This is a genomic window from Carboxylicivirga marina, from assembly GCF_016612505.1.
GTDB classification, from domain to species: domain Bacteria; phylum Bacteroidota; class Bacteroidia; order Bacteroidales; family Marinilabiliaceae; genus Carboxylicivirga; species Carboxylicivirga marina.
The window spans coordinates 14,433-35,521 of the sequence record NZ_JAENRR010000013.1 but is presented as its reverse complement, the minus strand read 5'-3'; the positions used below and the strand labels follow the sequence as shown (position 1 = coordinate 35,521).

Here is a 21,089-nt window from a genome sequence, read left to right as displayed (position 1 = left end):
CTGACAGCCTTTAAGTTTAAAATAGTGATTCTTCTATTTGTTTTGTTCTTTAATCAGGTTTAATGCCGAGCCGGCTTTGAACCATTCGATTTGTTGCTTATTGTATGAGTGATTGACTACAATTACATCGTTAGAGCCATCGGCATGTACTACCTCAAGCTTAAGGTTTTTACCAGGAGCAAAAGCATCTAAATCCAGGAAATTGAATGTATCATCTTCCTGAATTTTGTCATAATCAGCTTCATCAGCAAATGTTAGACCTAGCATTCCTTGCTTCTTAAGATTCGTTTCATGAATCCGGGCAAAACTCTTCACCAACACAGCTCTCACACCAAGGTGACGTGGCTCCATGGCAGCATGCTCACGTGAAGAACCTTCACCATAGTTATGGTCACCCACTACTATAGTTGGAATGCCTTCTGCTTTGTATTGACGTTGCGTAGCTGGTACTTCACCATATTCGCCGCTAAGCTGGCTTTTGACTTTGTTGGTTTCATCGTTAAAGAAATTAACGCCACCAATCAACATGTTATTTGAAATGTTATCAAGGTGACCACGGAATTTCAACCAAGGACCAGCCATAGAAATATGGTCAGTGGTACATTTCCCTTTGGCCTTTATTAAAAGTTTGGCTCCGGTTATGTTTTTGCCATCCCAAGGCTTAAAAGGTGTTAGCAGTTGTAATCGATCACTCTCGGGGCTTACAGCTACATTAACTCCAGATCCATCTTCAGCTGGAGCTTGATATCCTGCATCTTCAACCGCAAAACCTTTTGGAGGAAGTTCAAAACCACTTGGTTCGTCCAGCTTAACTTCTTCGCCTTTTGAATTTTTAAGCGTGTCGGTAATTGGATTAAAACCAAGATCTCCAGCAATGGCTATAGCAGTAACTAATTCAGGCGAACCCACAAAAGCATAGGTGTTTGGGTTGCCATCAGCTCGTTTGGCAAAATTACGGTTAAACGAATGAACGATAGTGTTCTTTTCTTGCTTTTCGGCACCTGTTCGGGCCCACATTCCAATACATGGTCCACAGGCATTGGCATACACTTCGCCACCCATCTCATTGAAGGTGTTAATTAAACCATCACGTTCAATGGTGTAACGTACTTGCTCTGACCCTGGTGTGATTTTAAATTCACCTGCTGCCTTTAAGTCCTTTTCTGCGGCTTGTTTAGCAATAGATGCAGCGCGCGAGATGTCTTCGTATGACGAATTGGTACAAGAACCAATTAAGCCCACTTCTACTTTTAAAGGCCAACCATTTTTCTCTGCTTCTTCGCGCATCTTTGAAATTGGTGTTGCTTTGTCCGGGGTAAATGGTCCGTTTAAATGTGGCTCAAGGGTATCCAAATTAATTTCAATTACCTGATCGAAATATTGTTCTGGATTGGCGTATACCTCGGCATCTGCCGTTAAGTGCTCTCTTACCTCATTGGCGGCTGCTGCCACGTCGGCGCGGTCAGTTGCTTCAAGGTAACGAGCCATCGAGTCGTCATAACCAAAAGTAGATGTAGTGGCACCAATTTCAGCACCCATGTTACAGATGGTTCCTTTTCCTGTGCAACTTAATGATTCAGCACCATCGCCAAAATACTCAACGATACATCCGGTTCCACCTTTTACCGTTAATAATCCGGCTACTTTTAGAATAATATCCTTAGGGGCTGTCCAGCCATTCAATTTTCCGGTAAGCTTTACACCGATCAGTTTCGGGAATTTCAGCTCCCAAGGCATGCCAGCCATAACATCAACAGCATCGGCTCCTCCTACACCAACTGCAACCATTCCCAGTCCGCCTGCATTAACGGTGTGCGAGTCTGTTCCAATCATCATACCGCCCGGAAAGGCATAGTTTTCAAGCACCACCTGGTGAATAATACCAGCACCAGGTTTCCAGAAACCAATACCGTATTTATTCGAAACTGAACTCAAGAATTCATAAACTTCCTTATTACTTACCTCAGCGGTAGCCAAATCTTTATCAGCCCCAACTTTGGCTTGTATTAGGTGGTCGGCATGAACCGTTGAAGGAACGGCAGCCTTTGATTTACCAGCCTGCATAAATTGCAATAAAGCCATTTGAGCAGTTGCATCTTGCATGGCAACTCTATCTGGGTTGAAGTTGACATATGAGGTACCTCGTTCAAAGGATTTTGAAGGAGTCTCATCGGCCAGGTGAGCATATAAAATCTTTTCGGTTAATGTCAGAGGTTTATTAAGTAGACGACGAGTCTTTTCAACCTTGCCAGGTAGCTCAGTATAAACCTTTTTAATCATTTTAATATCAAAAGCCATATTACTATTGATTTAATATTATTACTATCGATTTTCTGTCAAATTATAAGAAGTACAAACTTACTAAAAAGAACTTAGTTAATTATCATGTTTTTAACAGTTCAGATGGGATTTGGTTGCGTTAATAGCAGGCATTGGAATACTTTTATTAACTTGATGCCACAATTTGTAATAGCAGAAATCTACCCGATATGAAGTTAACATTAATCTATGAAAATCTTCGCATTGCTCTTGGTTCCATCCGAGCCAATTTGTTGAGAACGATTTTAACAATTTTGATTATTGGAATTGGCCTGACTGCTTTAATTGGGATATTAACCGCTATCTCATCCATCCAATCGGCTATTAGTTCAAAGTTTACAGGTATGGGAGCTAATTCATTTACTATTGAGAATCGGGGGATGAATGTGCAGATTGGGAAAAGAAAGTTGCGCAATAAACGTTATGGTTTCATTTCTTTTAAAGAAGCCATGCAGTTTAAAGACGAGTTTGATTTCCCGGCCATTGTAGCAGTGTCTCATATTGCTACGGGAGCAGCAACCGTTAAGCACGAATCTGAGAAGTCTAATCCGAATGTGATGGTGATTGGAGTAGATGAGAACTTTTTGGATGTGGAAGGTCATAATGTTACTAAGGGAAGAAATTTCACTCAGCAGGAAATTAAGGATAATCGCTATGTGGCTTTAATTGGAAGTGCCTTAGCGAAAAAAGTGTTTCCGAATGATGAGAATCCTGTTGATAAGGTAATTGTGAGCGGAGGAGCCAAGTACCGTGTAATTGGTGTTTTAGAAGAAAAGGGTGCAGGCTTTGGTTCACAGAGTGATAACATATTGCTTCTGCCGGTTACCAATGTGCGTCAGGTGTTTAGCCGCGCTAGTATGTCTTACAAAATTGTAGTTAAAGCAAACGATAGTCAGCAAGTTGATATCGCCATATCAGAGGCAACGGGTTTATTCCGGATTATACGACGACTGACAGTGCATGATGAAGACAACTTCAATATTAACAAAAGTGATAATCTATCTCGCTTACTTATCGATAGCACCGGTCAGGTGACCTGGATAGCATTTGGAATTGGCGCAATAACACTTCTTGGTGCAGCTATCGGATTAATGAATATAATGCTGGTGGCAGTGGCTGAGCGGACTCGGGAAATTGGGATTAGAAAAGCAATAGGGGCAAGTAGTAAAGCCATTCGAAATCAGTTTTTATTTGAGACAATCATTATTGGTCAAATTGGGGGTTTTGTAGGAATTGTTGTAGGTGTTTTCGTTGGTAATTTGATGTCAATGATAATGCAATCAAGTTTTATTGTTCCTTGGGATTGGGTTATTGTTGGTGTGTTAGTTTGTTTAGGAGTGAGTGTTTTGTCTGGTTTATTACCCGCCATTAAAGCATCTAAATTAGATCCTATCGAATCATTGCGTTACGAATAATTGCCCTGAGTATATCTTGATGTGATTTAAGCAATTCAATTGTTTATCGCATTGAAAAAAATACCGTCTTTTTATATTTATAGGTGTTTTTATATGTGAAAATATGTAAACTTTATTTTATTTGTAATATCCAATAAAATAGGCTCTTAGTGTGTGTGCTAGTAGTTTCTGGATAGTATATGATGTTAAAAATGTAATTGAAAATGCAACATTAGCAATGTAACCATCGTATTTAATTATCAAGAATGCTCGGGAGCATATATCTAAGGGGATTAATAGTGTAGGTGTTATAAAATTGTGTTGTAACAAATGGTAATAACAAGTGAGAGTTTGGACGGTATCTTACATCTCACCTAACATTAACCAAAATGAGAAGAATATTTACAAATATTCTGCTATTGATGCTCTGCACTGCAGTCAATGGACAGATTGGTCGTGAATTTTGGTTCGCAGCACCCGACGTATGGGAAGGTGCTGGCGATAATCCGGTTGTGTTAAGAGTTACCTCTCTTGACGAACCTGCTACTGTGACTATTAGCTTGCCTGCGCAGGGAGGAAAAGTTCTTGGGATGCACTCTATTGGTGCACACTCCCACTATGGTTTTCAGTTAAAAAAAGTGGATGTGGAAAATTATCCTTCCAATCAAGTCAATAATAAGGGAATATTAATAACATCTACAGCTGACATTACTGCTTATTACGATGTTAGTGCAGTTGATAATCCTGATAAGTTTATTCTTAAAGAAGATAATGCTATTGGTTTTGAGTTCTTTATTCCATCTCAAAATGTATATGGTAATAATGCTGATTTTGAAGGGAATGCCAGTGAGAAAGCTGATATAGTTGCTACAGAGGATAATACAACTGTAACGATTACTCCTTCAATTAATGTTGTAGGTCATGCTGCTGGTATAGCGTATGATATTGTATTAAACAGAGGGCAAACCTACTGTATCGAATGTGCTGATATTTCTCCATCAGCCTCATTAGGGGGCACTCATGTTGTAGCCGATAAACGAATTGCCATAACAATATCTGATGATGCCATCATAGAGGATACAGATAGTTTTCCGAATGATTTGATCGGTGACCAACTAATCCCTGTCAATGTTATTGGAAATGAATATGTAGCTATTAATACCAGCAAATCTGCATCCAGCTATAAAAATCAAAATTCAGTACAAAAGGTGTTTGTAATGGCTATCGAAGACAATACTTTGGTTTTCACAAACAATACAACCAAAAACACAAAGGCTTTAAATAGGGGAGAAATCGAAGAGTTTGATATATCGGATCATGCCTTGTTTATTTTTGCAACAAAAAAAGTTTATGCCTATCAATTAACTGGTTTAGTCAACCCTAATGCCAGCACAATAGCTAATGAAATAGGAAGTGCGATTTTGCCTAGTTACAGTTGTAATGGCTCCAATAGTGTATCATTCACACGGGTTTTTAATCGAGACTTCTGGGTCAATGTTATCATTAAACGAAAAGATGTGAAGAACTTTAGTTTGTATGATAATGCAGGTAACGATATTAATGTGTCAAAGTACATTAATAGTTGGCAAACGGTTCCTGGACAAGATACCGGGCAAGAAGCCTGGGTGTGTTGTGCTGTAAACTTGAATAACCTGAGTACTGGTATTCCTTATCAATTAGAGAATTCAAGTGGTTTATTTCATTTGTGTATTCTTGACGAAAGCGATTCGGATATCACAGGAGGAGGTTCCAGTTTTGGATATTTTTCATCGTATAATTCGTTTTATGCTAGCGACTCAGGCGATAAATGTCTTGGAGAGGAAGTTCAATTAGAGGCTAAAGACGGAATGAAATCATACAATTGGTTCTCAACAGAAACGGGCAGGCAAGTATTATCGAACGATCGGACTTTTACCGTAACTGAACCTGGAAAATACTGGGTTGAGGCCGAGGTTATGTTTGGTGGCTGTGTTACAGCAGATACATTGGATGTTGATTTCTTCTTTCCTGAAATTGAATTAGGCAATGATACTTTAGTGTGTGAAGGAGAGGTGATTGATTATGCCTTGGAAGATATATATGCTTCTTATCTATGGAGCAATGGGGATAATGCTTCGGGATCGCAATTTGTTGCTGATGGTACATCGTCAGAATTTAGTGTGATTGTAACAGATGCAATGGGTTGCTCTAATAGTGATACGGTTGGTATTGGTATAGCTCCCGTTCCTGAAATAATTATTAATTCAACTACGGTTTGTGAAGGCGAAGCAGTAATAAATACAAGCACTTTTGAGCGTTATGAATGGAGCTTAAATGGTGTGGTGATAAATATAGATGAGTCACAAAATTGGATAAACCCAACGCAATCAGGTGTGTATATGTTGACCGTTTGGACAGCTGAAGGTTGCTCTAAAACCGAAGCAATTGATATTACGGTCATTCCGTTGCCTGTATTGAATCTTAGTAGTCAATCAGCCTGTGCAGGAAGTTCATTGAAAATTACTGCACCTGCCGGATTGAATTCTTACAGTTGGAGTACAGGTGAAACAACACAATCAATTGATGTAATGTCATCAGGTAATTATATGCTTGAAGTAGTAGATGCCAATGGTTGTGTTACCAATGATGAAGTTCAGATTACATTTCATGAGCCATTAAATATTAATTTAGGTCCGGATAGAGAAGAGTGCGTTGGTGTTTCAATTAATATTTCCAACGAATCAAATTATACTGATTTTAAATGGACTTTTGAACCGGATAATAGCCCGGGAACTGTAGTTGATTTGAACCCATCACCAGCTCATCTCTATAGTATAACGAACTCTACAATCGATAATAGTGGTTTATATAAGGTTGAGGCTACAGATATCAATGGGTGTGCGGTAAGTGATGAGGTTATATTTACATTCCAGACGGCCAACCCAATTGATTTAATAATAACTGAAGATTTATGTGCAGGCAATTCCATTGACGTTATTGCAAGCTCTGGTTATGATTCTTATTCGTGGACAATTGACGGTATTGGCCGACCAGAATATGATAATCTGAATCAAATTGCAAATGTTTCGGCTGAAGCAGTTTATGAAGTGGTAGCTATGGCTGGTACTTGTCAAAAACGCAATCGAATTACAGTTGATGAGCATGAACTTCCAACGGTTAATCTTCCTGCAGTAATATCACTTTGTGATGATACATCTGTTGAGCTTAAGGTAGAGTCGTTTAGTTCGTCCACTTCAGCATTTGCTTACTTGTATTGGAATGGAGATGACACAAAACGTTACAACGATTGGCAAACTGCCTCATATGAGGTAAATGCTTCTGGAACGTATTCTGTTACAGTAGTTGATGAGTTCGGATGCGAAGCAACAGAACAGGCGAATGTCAATGGTATTAGTCCAATAAATATTGACTTGGGTCAGCCACAAAATGCTTGTGATTATGAATTGGTAACATTAACGAACCCAGAAGCTGCAAATGTGCAAAGTTATAGTTGGTACAAAGCATCATCAGCTGGAGAAATATTATTGATTGACAATGCATCTTATGATGTTACTGAATCTGGTACTTATATACTCCGAATGCTAGATAATAACAATTGCGATGCTTCAGGTGAGGTAGTGGTAAATATTGATGCAGCTCCGCTGCTTAATTTAGGTGAAGATATTTCTGCTTGTGGAAATGTTAGCCTTAGTATTTCACCCAATAGTTTACATAATCGATACCAATGGAATGATAATCCCGCACTTGCTTCCAATGAATTGCTTGTTACGCAGTCGGGTAATTACAAACTAGAGGTTTGGAATGAAAATGGTTGTTCGGCACAGGATGATGTCGATGTTTTTTTATTGGAAGCACCTCAGGTTAATCTTCAGGATTATATTGGCTGTGCTGGAACTGAGTTTTTATTAGCGGGTCCGTCAGGAACATACGAATACTTTTGGAGTACAGGAGAAACTACTCAAAGCATTAATGTTACAAATGGAGAGTATTCATTACATGTAACAGATGAAAACGACTGTGTAGGGACAGGTACGAGTTCTGTAGTATGGCGTCCGGTGCCAAAAGTAGATTTAGGGCCAGATGTGATTATTTGTCCGTTAGAATTATGGGTGCTTGATGCAGGCGATGGTTATGCTTCATACGATTGGCACAATGGAGAATCTTCTCAATTAGTCACAGCTAGTTTAATGGATACTATTAATACGGTTGTTGTAACAGATGAGTTCGGTTGTCATGGATTTGATACACAAACGGTGAAGCATAAAGTGGCGGCTCCACTCGAATTGCTGAATGATACGTCAATATGTTTTTCTGAAACAATTTGGATAGATGCTGCGGCTGGTTTTGAACAGTATGAATGGAGTACTGGTGGTGTTTTTCCAACCATTGAATTGCATGAAGAAGGAATATATTGGTTAAAGGCATTTGATGGTTGTGTTTGGGCTACAGATACGATGCAGTTAAAAGTTTATCCAACACCGGTTGTTGCTGCTCTTGATACGACAATTTATGCACAGGTAGTAGTACTGGCAAATGGTGGTACAATGCCATATCAATACGCTATCAATGAAGATGAACTGCAAGAGAGTAATGTGTTTCCGAATTTATCTAACGGGGAACACATATTTACTGTTGAGGATTTAAATGGTTGTATGGCTTCTGACACCATCAATCTTAATAATATTTTAGATATCGAAATTCCACCAGTTTTAACACCCAACGGTGATGGATATAATGACACATGGAAAATTGGAGGCTTGGACAGAATGCCTGATACAATCATTCGAATTTTTGATCGCTATGGTAAACTATTAACCGAATATTTAGCCAGTGATCCTCCTTGGGATGGAAAGTACCTCGGTAAAGCAGTTCAGTCCGATGCTTATTGGTATGTCATTCAGCTTATGCCAATCAATAAAGTATTAAAAGGTCATTTAACGATTAAAAGATAAACCTTAACTGTTGATATTGTGAGGAAGATTAGGGTAATACTGCTATTGCTTTTGTGTGTTAACTTAGGATATGCACAAAAATATTATCTGACGAATCAATATGTATATGATTTGTTTCAGATGAATCCTGCTGCTGCTGCCTTTCATAAGAATTGTGTTACAGCTACTGGTATTTTTCAAAAGCAATGGTTTGGAACAGATTTAGCTCCAACATATCAGGTTTTTAGTTTTCAAATTCCTGTTTTGCAACAACTGGGTTCAGGTACCTATGTTTACAATGATCGAAATGGCTATTATAGCGAGATGGGCTTGCACCAAGCTTTCTCATATGAGCTTCAACTTACAAAAACCAAACGAAGAACCATGACCTTGTCGTTTGGATTAGCTTTTACAGTTGAGCAAAGCTCATTACAGGTACAAGAGTTGTTGGATCCTGAATACTTCGATCCTGCGATATCCGGTGGCAATGAAAGTGGATGGGGTTTTAATGCCAGTACGGGTATTCTTTTGAAGTACAATGACTATCATATTGGACTGGGCGTAACAAACTTATTGCCACAAAATAATTCGTTGTATAGTCATGAGGATGAGCCAGACTTAACAACTGATTTTCACTTTCATGCAGGGGGGAGTTATAAAATTCCCGATCGTGATTTTTACATTGAACCCACTTTTCTGTATCGACGAAATATGTATATAGATAGCCGGATGGATGCCAATTTAAAGCTTTATATGCCCACGCCAGATCCTGATTGGGCAACCTGGGGATTGGTTTCATATCGACATACTACAGAAGATAAAATTGGTAAATCGTTAGGTATGGCTGTAACTGGAGGTGTAGTTTATCAAAACTTCAGTGTTGGGTTGGAATATCAGTTTGGTTTAACCAAAGCACGTTCTGCCTATGGAAATACTTATCAATTGGTAGTCAATTATCGCATGTGTCGCGATAAAAGTAAAAGTGCAATTCCTTGTTCAATCGAAAGACGTAACAAGCGGCATAATTACAAGTTCTTGAGTTATTAGGAGATAAAAAAAGGCTTCCATAATTGGAAGCCTTCTTAATATGATTGAGAGAATCAATTATTTTACTGATTCCATGTACTCGATCAATTCACATACTTTAGCTGAGTAACCCATTTCGTTATCGTACCATGATACAACTTTTACGAAAGTGTCAGTTAAAGCGATACCAGCTTTAGCATCAAATACAGAAGTCTGAGTTTCGCCGATGAAATCGTTAGAAACAACAGCGTCTTCAGTGTATCCTAAAATACCTTTTAATTCGCCTTCTGAAGCTTCTTTCATAGCTGCACAAACCTCTTCGTAAGAAGCACCTTTAGCTAAGTTTACGGTTAAGTCAACTACTGATACATCAGGAGTTGGTACGCGGAAAGCCATACCAGTTAACTTACCATTCAACTCAGGAATTACTTTACCTACAGCTTTAGCAGCACCAGTTGATGAAGGGATGATGTTTTGACCAGCACCACGTCCACCTCTCCAGTCCTTAGCTGAAGGTCCGTCTACTGTTTTCTGAGTAGCAGTAGTAGCGTGTACAGTTGTCATTAAACCATCAACAATACCAAACTTGTCGTTCAATACTTTTGCGATAGGAGCTAAACAGTTAGTAGTACAAGATGCATTTGATACGAAAGTCATATCGTTAGTGTACTTCTTGTTGTTTACACCCATAACAAACATTGGTGTGTCATCCTTTGAAGGAGCTGACATTACCACTTTTTTAGCACCACCGTCGATGTGACCTTGTGCTGTTTCTTTAGTTAAGAATAAACCAGTTGACTCTACAACGTAGTCAGCGCCTACAGCACCCCATGCAATGTCAGCAGGGTTTCTCTCAGCAGTTACACGGATTTCGTCACCGTTAACAATTAATTTACCGTCTTTTACTTCAACAGTACCGTCGAAACGACCGTGAGTTGAATCATACTTCAACATGTAAGCCATGTAATCTACATCGATCAAATCGTTGATAGCAACAACTTGAACTGTTCCTTTAGCTACAGCCTGACGGAAAACGAAACGTCCGATACGGCCAAACCCGTTAATCCCAATCTTGATTTTTGACATTTTATTGCTTTTTTAAGAATTGTTTTGATAAGGTCTTCAAAAATGCGTCACAAAAGTAGCAAATCATAATTAAAACGTCAAGAAATACGAAAATGATTTTCTTAATAAACTTTAAAATGTAGAAAGTGAAATTTGTGACTGGAAGACGCACAGATAACGTTGGTGGTATAAAACAAAAAAAGTAACATAAAAGCGAGTTTATACACTCCTTTTATGCTACTAGTAATTCTTTCTGAACTGTATTATTTATGCTCTCTCTGTATTGTCAACTACTTCGGCATAGCCATAAGCAGGACAATCCTCTGTGCTTTTGCATGAACTCATTCCCAACACCATCAAAAATAAAACAGCTGCAATCAACGAAATCTTTTTCATTTTTCTATCCTTTACTTTGTCTGTAAAAATAGGAGATTATTCGATATCTCCAAAATCTTTTAGTTTCCAACACAGTTAACGGAAAATGCGCTGTAGGGTTTCATTTATTATATTCTACTTGGGCAATGTCTCAATAATCTACATGAATGAATGTTTTTCTTACATGAACGGAAGGAGATAAAAAAAAGCTCTGCGTTAACAGAGCTTTAAAGAGTTTGAGGTCTTTTATAGAGGCCATCGAATGTTTTCATCATCGACCCATTCAGGACCAATTTGAATGGAAGAAACAGCTTCTTCGTCCATCCAAATATTAACATTTTCTTTTTCAAAGACATAAAGTTCTTTGTCGTCGAAACCATCGTCTGCCATATCTTCCATATCGTAGTTGCCCATTTCTAGTTTCTCTAGTGCTGCCAAGAAATCAGATTTTGGCATGCCTACTTTAATGGCATCATGCAAGATAAAATTGTCGGTTTCAAATGAGATTTCAACTAATTTATAATCTTCTTCCTTGTCAAAAGACATGGAAATTCCCATTTCATCGAAATAAAGTACATTGGCCTCGGCGCCTTCACCATAGTCTTGTACTTCTGTTTCATCAGGATCACCTAAGTAGTTTGATACTTCATGTTCTTCCATCCCGAATTTGATGCTGCCGAATCCTATGTGCGGCAAAATGGCTTTTGGTGTCATTTTATTTTTAAATTATTTAAAGTTTAGGGGGTAAATATAGAAAACCCCATTGATTTAATCTACTGTTTTTGTTAAGAGTAGATTAAAATTTAAAAAAGTCATACGAACTATAGGAGTGAGTGGTAAGAGCAGAGTAAGAAAATAGTACAAGAATAATTATCTCACATATCGTTTCATCACTCAATTCTTATCACTCACAATCATGTTTATTTATCTCCATTGCGGAATGCGCCCTTTCGTATATGGGGCATTCATCGCATCCATTTGTTTTCTGGCTTCAGGTAGTTTAGTTTCTGCAATTGCTTTCACTTGCTCTAATACAACCGGGAATTTCTCAGTTAAAATATTATAACTTGTTTTAGAAGTAGTAGTAATATCAGAGGTACTGTTGATTTGAGCCCAAATAATACTGTTCAGACGATTCATTAGCGGCATTTCAGCAGGTGGAATTTCTTCCCAGCTGGCTTTTGCTGTTAAGCCTCTGAATGCAAAGCTAATATCGTTTAATTCTAATTCAATAGCATTTAATGAAGGAAGTACTTCTTTGTGTGCATTTGGTAAAACCAGTGCTGTTTGTTTCATGGCTGCAACTTCTTGCATCATTTCATTAACCAAAGCAAGTGTTCCATTCATGGCTTTAGACAGCTCACTAACTTCTTTTTGGAAAGCTACCATGGCCGGACGATCTTTTGCCGGAAGCGTTGTGTTGTTTAAGGCAACAACATTAAACATTTGCGGATCTGCTAACTGTGTTGCTTGCCCATCCTTGATTTGCGCAATTTCTACCGTGTATTTGCTAGGAAGAACATAAATCCCTCCATCTGACTTTTTGAATGGATCGAATTTTTTAGCCTTAACAATATCAGTGCTGTTATATTGCAAATCCCAGTTGAAACGGGTAATGCCTTTAGATGGTTTCTTTGTGAAAGTTCGGATGATACTTCCAGATTCATCTTTAATCGTTACCAATAAGTAAGCAGGAAGTTCTTTCCCTTCTTCTTCTAATTCGCCCCATGATGGTTGAGGAATACGCTCTCCGTTTTTAAACAATTCCTTTTCTTTTTCATGTCTGATTTGGCGTTGTGTTTTGGGTGTTTCCTTTTGGTAGAAAGTAAAAGTTGCACCATACTCAGGGTTAGGGGCTCCATAATAAGTAGCACCTTGTCCATAAATCTTATCTGTTTGCATAAATAAAGGTGCATCCTTAGTTTCAAATAGGTGGGCATCTTTATTAGTTAATTCTTCACTCAACTCGCGAAGAGGAGCATAGTTATCTAATACGTAAAAACCACGGCCAAAAGTTGCCATTACCAAATCATTTTCTCGCTCTTGTATGGCCAAGTCGCGCACTGCAATGGTTGGTATGCCTGCTTTTAATTGTGTCCAGTTGGCACCTTCGTCAATTGAGAAGAAAATGCCAAATTCAGTACCGGCAAAAAGCAGTTCTTTACGCTCGGTATCTTGTTCTAAGGTATGTACAGTTCCATTCGCAGGAAGACCATTGGTAATAGGGGTCCAGCTTTGGCCTTTATTTGTACTTTTTAAAATATAAGGTTTAAAGTCATCGCTTTTCATACCATCAAAAGTGGCATATACCACATTCTCATCAAACCGTGAAGCATAAATGTCGCTGACATAGGTATGTGCAGGAACACCTGGGAATGTTGACACTTTACGCCATGTTTTGCCATCGTCTTCACTTACCTGAATTAAGCCATCATCAGATCCAGCATAAATTAATCCGGCTTTAATTGGAGATTCATCCAGCGAGACTATCGTGTTATACTGCGATGTTGAAACGTCTTTAGCCACTGCGTCAACGCTCCAGTATTTGCCCATAACAGGCCATGTGTTACGGTCTATCTGGGCTGTTAAATCATTCGAAATAACTTCCCATGTATTACCTCTGTCGGTGCTTTTAAATACCTTGTTGGCAGCCATGTAAATGGTTGATGGATTGTGTTTGCTCAAAATTAATGGAGCATTCCAATTCCAACGATACGTTAATTCATCTTTGCGCGGTTGTGGCTTCACCATAATTTTCTCACCGCTTCTTTTGTCGTAACGAACTACGTTACCATATTGCCATTCGCTGTACACAATATTTGGGTCTGTTGGATCAACACGCGACCAGAATCCATCGCCAAATACTGTTACATACCATTCGCCAGATGTTACTCCGAACTCAGAGGTATTTCGAACAGGGCCTCCTTGTGAGGCATTATCTTGTGTTCCGCCATATACATTATAGAATGGCGCTTCGTTGTCAACCGTTACACGATAAAATTGTGTGACTGGTAAGTTGCTGACCTGACGCCAGGCTTTACCTGCGTCGTATGTAATATAAACTCCACCATCGCCTCCAATCATAAAGTGCTTGTTGTCTGTCGGGTCAACCCAAAGTGCATGGTCATCAACATGGCGATCTTTCGTGCTTAATTTAGCCCAGGTTTTACCACCATCTTTAGTGACATGAGAGAATGTTTCAACAGAATACACTTTGTCAAATTCAACAGGGTCGCAGAATATCTCATTGTAATACTGGCCACTTGAATGGTGATCACTCATTTTGTTCCATGATTCGCCACGATCAGTCGTTCGAAAGAAACCACCTGATTTATTAGCTGCGTCGGCAATGATATAAAGTACATCAGGATTTTGAGGTGAGATTGCAATACCCATTCCTCCAATGTGTTCTGAAGGTAGGCCTTTCATAATTTTACGCCAGTTCTGTCCGGCATCAGTTGATTTATAAACAGCCGATTCAGGACCGCCGCCAATTTTAGTGTGTACATGGCGTCTGCGTTGCTCTGATGTGGCATATAGTATATCCGGATTACGCAGATCACAAATAATATTATTAATACCGGTGTTTTCACTAACGTCTAGGGCTTTAGTCCAGTTCTTGCCACCGTCAGTAGTTTTGTATAAACCGCGTTCGCCACCTGCTCCCCAGGCTGAACCTTCGGCAGCTACATAAACGACATCGGAGTTGCGTGGGTCAATTAAAATCATACCAATTTGGCGAGATTCTTTCAAACCCATATTTTCCCATGACTTGCCGCCATCAACAGTTTTGTATACACCATCACCGTATCCTAAAGCACGTTGATGATTGTTCTCTCCTGTGCCGGCCCAAACCACGTTACTGTTGTTCGGATCCATTGCTAAGCAACCGATAGAGTACGAGCCATACTTATCAAACACAGGTTTGAAGGTAATACCATTGTTAGTTGTTTTCCAGATGTTTCCGCTGGCTACGGCTACATAATACTCAGAATGGTTGGTGGGATTAACGGCAAAATCAGCAATTCGTCCTGAAGTAAAAGCCGGACCGATATTGCGTAATTTTAGGCCTGAAACTAATTCACTGTTAATGGCAGATTTATTTTCATCTGCATCTTTCTTTTTTTTCTTTTGCCCGAAAGCAGTTGCATTACCAAGTAATAATGCACTCACCAGGAGGATGGTGGTGAGTTTTCCTAAAGGTCGATTTATCATCATAATATGATTTGGGGTGAAAATTTAAATAGATAAAATCGAAGATAAACATTTTTATAGCTAACGCATGCTTGAAAGCTTTAAAGTTGTTTGTGGGAAGTGTTTTAGAAAAAAAGCACATTAAATACTATAAAGATAGTTGAAATACTAAAAATATAGTATTATACTTGTAGTACAATTTATATTTAGACAATGAGTGAGGTAAGTAATCTTGCTTCTTAGGATTTTTACTCTGATACTGCAAAAATGAAACAATTAACAAAAGCTGAAGAAGAAGTAATGCATATTCTCTGGGAAATGAAAGAGGGAATTGTAAAAGATATTCTTAAGGGATTTAAAGATAAACAGCCAGCATATAATACGGTTGCTACGGTTCTTAAAGTGCTTAAAAAGAAAGAGATTGTTGATTATAGAAAGGTAGGGAATATATATATGTATTATCCATTGATTAGTAAAGAGGAATATTCATCCTACCAAATGAAGCATCTGTTGAAAAACTATTTTGGAGGAAGCTTTGCCCGATTGGCAGCATTCTTTGCCAAAGATAATGAGATGGATATCGAAGAGCTTGAAGAACTTTTGAAAGATGCAGGGCATACATCTAATAGCTAAAACCATGGAACTACTTACTTATTTCTCAAGATCATTTCTTATCGTATTTTTGTTTGTTGCCATATATCATTTGTTTCTTCGTAATGATGCACATTATAGTACCAACCGTTTCTTCCTTTTATTAGGTCTTATAATGGCAATTATATTACCTGCTGTTGAGCTCAATTATACTGTGATAGTTGAGGCTATAAGACAAGATGATGCCTTTGTACCGATAAAACCTGAGGTTGTTAATGCTGTTACTGTAGATAGTGAGGTGGCAAGCAATATTAATTGGTATGTGGTGGGAATGTGCATTTACGGGCTTGTTACATTGTTTTTTATATTGCGTTTGTTTCACCAGTTGATTCAAATGTTACACCTGCTCCGGTCATCTAAGGCACTGTGTGTTGATGGAGTAAACGTTTGTGTTCATCAAAAGGTTGAAATGCCTTTTGTATTTGGTAATCGGATTTTCATAAATGATGAAGCCTATCTGACACCTGAATATGCAGAGGTATATAGTCATGAGCGTATTCATTTAGTACAGCATCATTGGATTGATGTAATCTTGAGTGAATTGTTTATTGTCTTTCAATGGTTCAACCCCTTTGCCTGGTACTATAGTCGTTTGGTAAAACAGAATTTAGAGTTTATTGCTGATCAGGGAGTTCTGAATGAAGGATTCCAGAAAGAAAAATACATTCAACACATTATATGTGAAACAATGGGAGCGGAAGCGTCAGTGCTAGCCAATCACTTCCGGTTCTCCCAAAATAAACGACGATTAAAAATGATGAAAAACAACAGAAAATCCAAATGGCGATTGTTAAAGTTGCTGTTGGTACTGCCATTGATTGGCGGTTTGCTATGGGCTTTTAGTGAGCCTGTTTATGAGTATTCCTCTAATCCTGAAGAGGTAAATAATAAAACGACTCAGGATAAGAAAGAAACATTTACTGTTAAAGGCAGGATAGTTGTGTCTGATACCTTGCATATTCAGAAGGATAGAAACAAAAAGCCAGAATTAAAGATTGTGGAAGGAGCATTACCGGGCACGAGTATAGTAATTAAAGGAACTACAACCGGTACTGTTGCTGATATGAATGGTAGCTTTGAAGTGCCGGCTTCAGAAGGTGATATTCTTGTTGTGTCTTTTGTTGGATTTAATACAAGGGAAGTTAAGGTTGAAAAAGGAAAGGATCTTTACATTGCACTGTCACCAATCGCTTACGAGTTAGATCCTTCAGCTTATCGAGCCAAGTATAAAGGGAAGATGGTGCCTCCGCCTCCGCCATCAGCAACAAAGAAGGAGAAAGAAATGATTCCGCCACCTCCACCACCTCCGACAGAAGATGGAAAACCGGTATTTTATGTGGTAGAAGATATGCCGAGTTATAAAGGGGGTATGGATGGTTATTTTGCCAGTTTGTATACCTGGATTACCAATGCCAAAGAAAAGACAGACCTGAACGGGGTTGTAAATGTTCAGTTTATGGTTAATGCCAAAGGAGGCATATCAAATATAAAAGCATTGAACCGTTGGGATGAAAAAGAAGCCGAACATGCTGTAAAGATTATTTCTGAATTGAATGACTGGAAGCCTGGTGAGCAACGTGGTAAGCCTGTTTCTACTACTTTGATTGTGCCGGTTGAGTTTGATTAATTGTTAATTATAAGGATATAATGGGCAGTGAAAAGCAGAATTCGCTGCCTTTTTTATTTTTTGTATTGACCCATATGCGCCCCTTGTGCATCTCAATGAACTCTTTGCATAAGATTAATCCCAAGCCAGTTCCCTGTTCATTTTTTGTACCTGGTGTTGAGTGGTTTTGATCAATCACAAATAACTTATTTATGTCATCATCATCGATGCCTATGCCATTATCAATAATTGAAAAGGAGATGTACTTATCATTCTTGCTTGAGGATATATTGACTTCACCACCTTGGTGCGAGAACTTTATGGCGTTAGAAAGTAGATTTCTGAATACGCAGCTTATCATATATTTATCGGCATGTGCCAGCGTGTGATTAGCTATTAGGTTATTAATGTTAATGTTTTTCTGCCTGGCATATGTGTTGTGGGCCTTAATCTCCTGATTTAATAAGTGACAAACTTCAAAATATTCAGGGTTGAAATCAATTTTGCCCGATTGTGTTCTCGACCATTCAAGTAAATTGCTGATCAAATCCATAGCCTGGTGCGATGACTTTTGAACAATTCTGGCAATCTCGCTAATATCATTCCCTTTCTCGGCTTCGACTACAAGTAAATCGCTCAGGCCAACAATACTATTAAAAGGACTTTTTAAATCATGCGCGATAATTGAGAAGAACTTGTCTTTGGTGCTATTGAGCTCTTTTAAGCGATGCTCATTTTCGATTAAGGCATCTTCGGCAGCTTTACGTTCCGTAATATCATTTGCAAAAAAAGAAGCACCAATCACCTTTTCGTCGTGTAGCATTGGGTTCATCGATACTTCAACATAAAATATTTTGTCGCCAACATCAATGGCATCGACAAACGAAAAACGCTCATTGCTGAGTGCCCTGTCATATCGTTTTTTCCAAATTGGCCGAAGTGCATCGGGTAGCGACTCTAACAGGTTTACACCTTTTTCGAGCATAACGCCAAAGCTGTGATAAAATTCATTTTTAAAAACAGAATTGGTAAATAGTATTTCATAAGACGTATTAATGGCCCATATACTCTCCAGGGTATTGTCCATTATCGAAAGCATATTGGCATTCTTTTCGGCCAATATATTTGCTGCGCATTTTTGCTGCGTTACATCAACACTTAAGGCTGCAACACCAATTACTATACCGTTTGAAATAACCGGATTAAGTGATACGTTAAATATAAAATCCTTGTTATCTGCTTTGTTAGTAAATTCAAAGTCAATCTGTTGTCCGTTAAGAGCCTGATCGTATTTTTCTTTCCAAAACTCTTTTAACTCATGATCTAATACGTCAAGCGAATTAAGCCCTTTCTTAATTTTAAGGCCAAAAGCTTGTAAGTAAGCATCTTTGAAATGGTTGTTAAAAATAACGTAGTTGTATTGGCTATCAATAGACCAAATGGAAGCTTCCTGATTGTTTATTAAAGCATTTAGGCTAGAGGTCGATTCTTCAATTGTAGAGCTGCTGTTGCGGCAAAGTTCTATTTCTTGCCTGAGGCTCTGACATTCCTCTATCAGTTGCTGATATGTGTAATTGTCTCCTTCCACCCCTCGCCAAATTTTGATTTACAATTAATGAATTCCAGTTCAATGACATGAAATCATTTTGTTTTCCCTTTGTCAGGTAGCCCTGTTGTTATTTAGCAACAATGAATTGGCCAAAAAGATTAGCAGAAAGGTGTTTTTATATAAAAATAAGGGCTTGAATGCTGCTGAAAAATAGTTGTTTAATGCCTATGTTACTTTTGCTTGTATGCTGTTTTAAGGTTCTTTAAAATGGTGAAGCCTCTATCCACATCTTCATCGTTAACAATAATGGTAAATTCATTGGTAGTTGAAATGACTTCTTTAATGTTAACACCTTCCCAGGCAATGGCTTTGAGTATGTGGTAATAAAAGCCGGTAATTTGAACATTAGCAGCCGGCAACTTTAGGGTAATGGCTGATAGTTCAGATTGTTTCATCAGGCAATCTTCTTCAGAAAAGTACTTTTCGACCAGCTCTTCGTACGTAGAGCTAACCACCAGATTAGATTCAAAAACGCCACGCACAAGGGTGTAAAACACATCTTGCTGGTTGCTAATATCATGCATTACTTTTGTGTGACTATTGAAAATGGTATTGCTGTTCCTGAAGGTATAGTCAGTAAGATTAGAACGCACGATGATATCTCCCAAGGATTCAAGTAGCTTCTGGAGGTTCCGATTCAATGAGTAGTCAAGTTGTGGGGCAAGTCGGTTTAATGCCATTACAATGGCGCCTTGTTTAACTGGTTTTTCAGTCAATTTCTCAACCATAGGTTGAATTTGTCTGGCTAATGATGATATGTTTAGCAGACCTTCACACAAGGCTTCTATAACAAAAGGCTTTACTTTTATAACTGACTCAACGGCTTGACTAACTGTTTTCATACTACTAATTTTGGGCAAATATATTAAATGTTAAGATATTAACAAAGTGTTATAAAGAAGTTTTTTTTGTTGAAAAACTTTCATTTACCCAAAGTGTTTGATATTTTTGAAACCGAAATAATTGATTAACTCTTTGAATTTGACCTTGGTCGAAAGGAATAGATACATGAAGAATTTTGAATTGAAAGGCTCAATTGTAGCAATAGTAACACCATTTACCGAAAATGGAGACATTGATGTTGATGCTTTTGATCAGTTGATTGACTGGCATTTGACAAATGGAACGGATGGATTGGTAGTGTGTGGCACCACAGGAGAAACACCTGCCTTAACAGGAGATGAAGATGCCTTTTTAATTGAGCGTGCTGTTAAGCGAGTGGGCCGAAAAATACCGGTTATTGCAGGTACTGGAAGTAACTCGACACAGGAATGTATCAGATATTCGCTTAAGGCTGAGGCTATTGGAGTAGATGCGGTATTGGTTGTTGGACCATATTACAATAAACCAACAGAAAAGGGTATGTACATGCATTTTGCCACGGTTGCAGAAGCGATTGATGTGCCAATTATATTGTACAATGTACCAAGCCGGACTGGTTCAAAGATTTCTGTGGCAAATACAATTAAGTTAGCCAATGCTTTTGATAATATTGTTGCAATCAAAGAGGCCTCGGGTGATTTAGCGTTGTTTACCGAGTTAGTAGCTCAGCGACCTGATGGTTTTAAGGTTTATAGCGGTGATGATTTCTTATCGGCTTCAGCCAATTTACTTGGAGCTGATGGCTGTATTTCAGTTATTGCCAACGTTATTCCTAAAGAGTTTGCTCAGTTAATGGCGGCTTCATTAACTGGCGATGTCAAAGAAGTGAACGCTATTTTTTACAAGTTTCGTGAGTTGATGGATTTGATGTTTATTGAATCAAATCCGATACCCGTTAAAACTACATTGGCGGAAATGGGAAGGGTGAAAGAAGTATTTCGCTCACCGATGTGTGCAATGGAAAAAAGCACAAAAGCTTTGTTGCTTGATGAACTTAAAAAACTAAGTATTATATAGATATTTTAGTTGTTGTTGGA

13 protein-coding genes are annotated in these 21,089 nt (G+C 38.4%); 6 read left to right on the top strand and 7 right to left on the bottom strand.

Features of this window, described 5'->3' with window-relative positions:
* Positions 1-33: 33 nt before the first annotated feature.
* Positions 34-2,298: an aconitate hydratase gene (locus JIV24_RS07385; RefSeq protein ID WP_200464389.1), complete on the bottom strand. Its 2,265-nt coding sequence runs from the start codon at positions 2,296-2,298 to the stop codon at positions 34-36.
* 191 nt (positions 2,299-2,489) lie between these two features.
* On the opposite strand from JIV24_RS07385, the gene JIV24_RS07380 reads away from it, so the two are divergent.
* The 3 genes from JIV24_RS07380 (at position 2,490) to JIV24_RS07370 (ending at position 9,691) form a co-directional block, all read left to right on the top strand.
* On the top strand, positions 2,490-3,734 hold the full coding sequence (locus JIV24_RS07380; RefSeq protein ID WP_200464388.1) for an ABC transporter permease: 1,245 nt from the start codon (positions 2,490-2,492) through the stop codon (positions 3,732-3,734).
* A gap of 368 nt (positions 3,735-4,102) precedes the next feature.
* The gene (locus JIV24_RS07375; protein WP_200464387.1) at positions 4,103-8,665 is read left to right on the top strand and encodes a T9SS type B sorting domain-containing protein; all 4,563 of its coding nucleotides are present in this window, start codon (positions 4,103-4,105) and stop codon (positions 8,663-8,665) included.
* 18 nt (positions 8,666-8,683) lie between these two features.
* Complete coding sequence (locus tag JIV24_RS07370) at positions 8,684-9,691, top strand: PorP/SprF family type IX secretion system membrane protein (RefSeq protein WP_200464386.1); 1,008 nt, start codon at positions 8,684-8,686, stop codon at positions 9,689-9,691.
* A 57-nt stretch (positions 9,692-9,748) separates the two neighbouring features.
* On the opposite strand, the gene gap is transcribed toward JIV24_RS07370, so the two are convergent.
* The 4 genes from gap to JIV24_RS07355 form a co-directional block, all read right to left on the bottom strand.
* The gene (gap, locus tag JIV24_RS07365) at positions 9,749-10,756 is read right to left on the bottom strand and encodes a type I glyceraldehyde-3-phosphate dehydrogenase (RefSeq protein ID WP_200464385.1); all 1,008 of its coding nucleotides are present in this window, start codon (positions 10,754-10,756) and stop codon (positions 9,749-9,751) included.
* 246 nt (positions 10,757-11,002) lie between these two features.
* On the bottom strand, positions 11,003-11,131 hold the full coding sequence (locus JIV24_RS22635) for a hypothetical protein (RefSeq protein ID WP_262896392.1): 129 nt from the start codon (positions 11,129-11,131) through the stop codon (positions 11,003-11,005).
* 225 nt (positions 11,132-11,356) lie between these two features.
* Complete coding sequence (locus tag JIV24_RS07360; protein WP_200464384.1) at positions 11,357-11,824, bottom strand: hypothetical protein; 468 nt, start codon at positions 11,822-11,824, stop codon at positions 11,357-11,359.
* Between the two features lie 210 nt (positions 11,825-12,034).
* Positions 12,035-15,325 (bottom strand): YCF48-related protein, encoded by a 3,291-nt coding sequence (locus tag JIV24_RS07355; RefSeq protein WP_234445743.1) that lies wholly within the window; start codon positions 15,323-15,325, stop codon positions 12,035-12,037.
* Positions 15,326-15,571: 246 nt separating this feature from the next.
* On the opposite strand from JIV24_RS07355, the gene JIV24_RS07350 reads away from it, so the two are divergent.
* On the top strand, positions 15,572-15,937 hold the full coding sequence (locus JIV24_RS07350; protein ID WP_200464382.1) for a BlaI/MecI/CopY family transcriptional regulator: 366 nt from the start codon (positions 15,572-15,574) through the stop codon (positions 15,935-15,937).
* Positions 15,938-15,941: 4 nt separating this feature from the next.
* Positions 15,942-17,582 carry a carboxypeptidase-like regulatory domain-containing protein gene (locus JIV24_RS07345; protein ID WP_200464381.1) on the top strand — a complete coding sequence of 547 codons (1,641 nt, stop codon included), beginning with the start codon at positions 15,942-15,944 and terminating at the stop codon, positions 17,580-17,582.
* A gap of 7 nt (positions 17,583-17,589) precedes the next feature.
* Here JIV24_RS07345 and JIV24_RS07340 read toward each other — a convergent pair whose 3' ends face one another.
* Both JIV24_RS07340 and JIV24_RS07335 read right to left on the bottom strand, forming a co-directional pair.
* On the bottom strand, positions 17,590-19,149 hold the full coding sequence (locus JIV24_RS07340) for a sensor histidine kinase (RefSeq protein WP_200464380.1): 1,560 nt from the start codon (positions 19,147-19,149) through the stop codon (positions 17,590-17,592).
* A 191-nt stretch (positions 19,150-19,340) separates the two neighbouring features.
* Entirely contained in the window at positions 19,341-20,012 is a 672-nt protein-coding gene (locus JIV24_RS07335; RefSeq protein WP_200464379.1) for a hypothetical protein, read from the bottom strand.
* Positions 20,013-20,178: 166 nt separating this feature from the next.
* Here JIV24_RS07335 and dapA point away from each other — a divergent pair, with 166 nt between their 5' ends.
* Positions 20,179-21,069 (top strand): 4-hydroxy-tetrahydrodipicolinate synthase, encoded by an 891-nt coding sequence (gene dapA, locus JIV24_RS07330; protein ID WP_200464378.1) that lies wholly within the window; start codon positions 20,179-20,181, stop codon positions 21,067-21,069.
* Positions 21,070-21,089 lie beyond the last annotated feature (20 nt).